6 protein-coding genes are annotated in these 3,876 nt (G+C 64.5%); 1 reads left to right on the top strand and 5 read right to left on the bottom strand.

Translation table 11 applies throughout. The annotated features are described in order from the left end of the window. Window positions 1-182, top strand: a 182-nt coding sequence (locus tag ACFFNX_RS44425; protein WP_378212288.1) for a hypothetical protein, incomplete at its 5' end; no start/stop codon positions are given. Between the two features lie 13 nt (window positions 183-195). On the opposite strand, the gene ACFFNX_RS44420 is transcribed toward ACFFNX_RS44425, so the two are convergent. The 5 genes from ACFFNX_RS44420 to ACFFNX_RS44400 form a co-directional block, all read right to left on the bottom strand. Beyond that, the gene (locus tag ACFFNX_RS44420; RefSeq protein ID WP_378212287.1) at window positions 196-876 is read right to left on the bottom strand and encodes a hypothetical protein; all 681 of its coding nucleotides are present in this window, start codon (window positions 874-876) and stop codon (window positions 196-198) included. 30 nt (window positions 877-906) lie between these two features. Next, the gene (locus tag ACFFNX_RS44415) at window positions 907-2,346 is read right to left on the bottom strand and encodes a TIR domain-containing protein (RefSeq protein ID WP_378212286.1); all 1,440 of its coding nucleotides are present in this window, start codon (window positions 2,344-2,346) and stop codon (window positions 907-909) included. Beyond that, window positions 2,347-2,988 carry an HAD family hydrolase gene (locus ACFFNX_RS44410; protein WP_378212285.1) on the bottom strand — a complete coding sequence of 214 codons (642 nt, stop codon included), beginning with the start codon at window positions 2,986-2,988 and terminating at the stop codon, window positions 2,347-2,349. It lies immediately after the preceding gene. A gap of 171 nt (window positions 2,989-3,159) precedes the next feature. Continuing rightward, window positions 3,160-3,573 carry an adenylyltransferase/cytidyltransferase family protein gene (locus ACFFNX_RS44405; RefSeq protein WP_378212284.1) on the bottom strand — a complete coding sequence of 138 codons (414 nt, stop codon included), beginning with the start codon at window positions 3,571-3,573 and terminating at the stop codon, window positions 3,160-3,162. A gap of 65 nt (window positions 3,574-3,638) precedes the next feature. Further along, the coding region (locus tag ACFFNX_RS44400; RefSeq protein WP_378212283.1) for a hypothetical protein at window positions 3,639-3,876 on the bottom strand (238 nt) is incomplete at its 5' end.

Raw genomic sequence — 3,876 nt, 5'->3', positions numbered from 1 at the left:
CCGGCCCGATCCCCCGCCGCGTCGCCGCCCTGCTGCGCCCGCCGCCACGTCGCGGCGTCGGCCTGACCCTGGCCGCCCTGGGCCTCCTGCTGTGCTCCGGCCTCACCGCACAGGACCTCGTCGGCGACCTGAATCACACGCCCGCGAGGAGCATCGTGGTCGCGGAACACACAGGGCACTGAACCGGCAGCCCGTTCACGGGGCGCGCCCGGAGCCATGCAATCGATCTTCAAGACCGGCCAAGACACGCTCGGCCTCGGGCCCGGTCAGTGTGGACCGTTGATGGATGCGCGGGCCGAGCCGTTGTTCCTCAACGGCAGATGACCCCATACCTTGCTCGTGTCCCAAGAGCACGAGTGTGGCCACGAACTCGTCTGTTGGAATCAGTGTGTCGTGGAATCTTCCAGCGGGAATATAGTGCATGCCTGACGCACCAACCTCGCGACGCTCCTTCTGGCGAATATGTAAAGTGCCGTCCTCGGGCGTTATTCTTCGCTTGTCCCCGGGCAGGGTCTCGACTCGATAAGGGGTGACCGGACGCCAGTCTCCGGAACCCGGCCGTTGCGCACTGTCGCTGTAGAGCACGTCACGGTAGGTGCCGGTCAGCACCAGGCTCGCAAGGTGCCAGCCGTGGCGATGAATGCGCGGCCCCCATGGCCGGACCTTGCGATCCACGTCGGGCCAGACGTGCAACCGCAGCTTGCCGAGTCGGGGGATGGTGCGGAGATCCCAGATGGCGAAGCCGTAGGGATGCCAGACTCCGCCCGAAAGAGACCTCGTGGCGGCCGGTAGCGCACTACGAGCGAACTCTCTCAGTGTGGACTCGGCAGATTCCTTGAATTGCTGGTATTGGTCATCGTCGGTCGAACCGGTCACGACTACGGCCCTTTCATGGACGAGGGTTGCTCAGGTTGAGAGAATGCTGGAGGCGACCGCCGAGATGGCCAGCAGTCCGTCCCTCGTCGGCCATGTCCTCATTGCCGTGTCGCCGTACTGGAAATGGCTGCCCTTGAACGACTTCATCAGGGCGTCGAAGCCTCGGTGCACCACATCTTCGTGGTCAAGGTATCCGGCGGATGCGATGCCGGCCAGTGCGTGTGCATCGCCGAACCGGATTATAGAGTGTCCTGTGGGGCGGTCGATCGTCGAGTACCAGCCGCCTTCATCACTTTGTTTCTGGCGTAAGTAATCACCGGATTCGGCGGCGAACTCACGAAAGCCGATTTCGGCCAGGCAGAACATCGCCAGCCCTGAGACCGCCGGTTGGGAGGTGCCTCCGGCCTGGGAGCCCCAGCCGCAGTCGTCGTTGCGCGTGTCGCGAAGCCACGACAACCCCGAAGTGATCGCGTCTCTGAGTTCTGGGCGTTCGTGGAAAGTGTCGTTCGCGACACTCAGTGCGTGCAGCGCGTACGCGGTGGAGGCGGTCCAGGCGTCTTCGTTGCTGGTCCGCCAGGCCCATCCGCCCGAGGGCCGCTGCCGGTTCAGCAGCCAGTCGATGAGCTCATCGGCGGCCGTCGCCAGCTCCCTGCCGGGACCGGCCCGCTGCATCTCCGCACACGCGAGCAACGCCTGAGCGGTCGCGTCCGTGATCGACGGATCGCCGGGGACGACGAGAGGAACTCCACCGTCCCGGTTGCGATTGTCCAGGACCCAGGTGAGCGTTCTTCTGAGCCAGTGGCCGCTGGCCGTGGTGCGCTGGCGGCGATTGATGGCATACACCATGCCCGCGCTCGTCCAGGTGCAGCTCGAAGTGCCGTCGGCGTCGGACGGAAGGCCGCCGTCCCGGTTCTGTATCGAAGCGACCCAATGCTCGGTGACCCGGAGAATCGTATCTATCCGGGATAACGCCTGACGTTCCCATTTAGTGATATCGCGTGTTACGGGGGATGGTCGATCCGAATGGACCTCACCCGGCGGGCCGGGCGGTTCGCCTCGTATGCCGGCGGCGAGACGATCAAGCTGGTGCGGGGTGATGCCGGGCCGGAGGTCGACGTAGGTGAAACGCCGTAAGAACTGTGGGATGAGGTCGTGTACCTGCGGCCCCGCTCCCGGTAACAACACCGGAATCACGCGTCGTTCAGCGGGTTTCTCCGCGAACAGGTCGATCGCGGTTCGAAACTCCTCGTGGTGCCACGCGCCGATACCGTGCTCTCCCAGGGCCACCAGCATCACATCGCAGTTTGATATGGCGGCTTCTATCTCATCCTGCCACGCTCGCCCGGGAACCAGGGACCAGGCATCGAGCCAGCAGGAAATTTCTTTGTCCAGCATCAGCCGCCTGGCTATTTCGCGGACGATCTCGCCGTCCTGCGAATTGTAGCTGATGAAAGCGTGGTGACCGGCCATTCAAGTCTCACAGAAGCGGAGTATCATGCCTGAGTCCAACTTTTCGACCACGGTGTTCGCGGCGTCGTTCAAGCCGTTCACGGCCTGCGCCGACCTTGCGATGCCGACCACGAAGAGCCCGGCCTTGCGGGCCGACGCGGCGCCGACCGGGCTGTCCTCGATGGCGAGGCAGTCGGCGGGCTCTCGCTCCAGGCGCCTGCACACTTCCAGGTACAGGTCCGGGGCGGGCTTCGGCCGGGCCACTTCGGTGCGGCACACCGTCGTGGTGATGAGCCCGTTCAAGCCGGTGACGGCCAGGGCGCGGTCGAACTCCGTGCGGGGTGTCTGGGTGGCGATCGCCAGGTCGACCCCGTTCTCCTGCAACTCCTGCGCGCAGGTCACGGCGTCGGGAAAGCGAACGATCTCCGCTTGGATTCTGCTGGGAAAGTCCTTGCGGAACTCGTGCTCGACCTTTTTGGGGTCAACCGAAAGTTGCGCCGAGAAGTGGTGAAGGACATCAGGGAACGCGCGACCCGCGGCGTATTGCAGGTCGGAACTCGTTATCTCGTGTCCCGCAGCGGCGAGCGCGATGCGCCAGGAGTCGAGGTAAGCACGCTGCGAGTCGACCAACGTGCCATCCCAGTCGAACACCACTGCTTTCACGCAAATTCCCCTTCGGAAGGCCGATTGAAATATCGGCGTCAGCGTAGCAGCCTGCTGTGCATCAGGCCATCAATGTAAGAAATGGCTTGACCGAAATGCCGCACGAGAGAGAGGTTCATCGTTGATCGATTTGGCTCCCGAGGAACGCGGGCATCCCTTGCCGCGCCGGTATCACCTGAAGTAGAGCGCGCTGGTCGAGTAAAGGTCCGGCCGATATCGATTTATCTGCACAAGACGCGTGCCGCCCATGTTCAACGCGTGGCGCAGCGTGACGCTCCACGCGTCGAGTTGATCCTCCCCGAAGCAGTAAACGTCCGGCATGAACCGTAAGGTGGTCCGCGTATCGGCGTCGGGGTCGGGGGCGCCGATGACGACCTCGTGGACCAGGTCCGTCCCCAGAACGTTGGCCTTGCGCATCCGGTGCGACATGATCGGATCACGCCGTTTAAGCCTTTTCACGGTGATGTCGTGCACCAGGAAGACGGTCAGCCGGCCATAGTCGTTACATCGCTCGAGAAAACGTAAATGTCCGGGGTGCAGCGGACCGTCGAATGTTCCCCAGGTGGCCACCCTCCCGACGGTCATGACTGATCCTACGACGTGATCGCGAATTTCCGTTCGCGCTCGTTCGGCCGCCGATTCGGGCGGTCTCAGGCGCCGATGAATCGCAGCAGCATGTGCAGGTCCTGTGCGGCCTCGGAGATGGACCAGATCGCCGTGCCCAGCACGGTCGCGGTCGCCAGGGCTGGGATGGTGCGCATCGCCCTCGGCGGGCCGAGCAGGGCGGCGACGCGGCGGGGGATCGGGCCGGCGCCGCGGATTCCGAGGGCGGTCTCGCGTGAGCGGCCGTGGCGGGCGGCCAGTGCCGCCTTGCCGACCGTGCGGGCG

The sequence above is a fragment of the Actinoallomurus acaciae genome (assembly GCF_042429965.1).
GTDB lineage: Bacteria > Actinomycetota > Actinomycetes > Streptosporangiales > Streptosporangiaceae > Actinoallomurus > Actinoallomurus acaciae.
The sequence above is the reverse complement of the archived record's forward strand: the minus strand, read 5'-3'. Positions and strand labels throughout refer to the sequence as shown.

Bases quoted from the DNA above. Each gene is read 5' to 3' on its own strand.
- ACFFNX_RS44415 (WP_378212286.1), bottom strand. From the start codon at position 2,346: ATGGCCGGTCACCACGCTTTCATCAGCTACAATTCGCAGGACGGCGAG.
- ACFFNX_RS44405 (WP_378212284.1), bottom strand. From the start codon at position 3,573: ATGACCGTCGGGAGGGTGGCCACCTGGGGAACATTCGACGGTCCGCTG.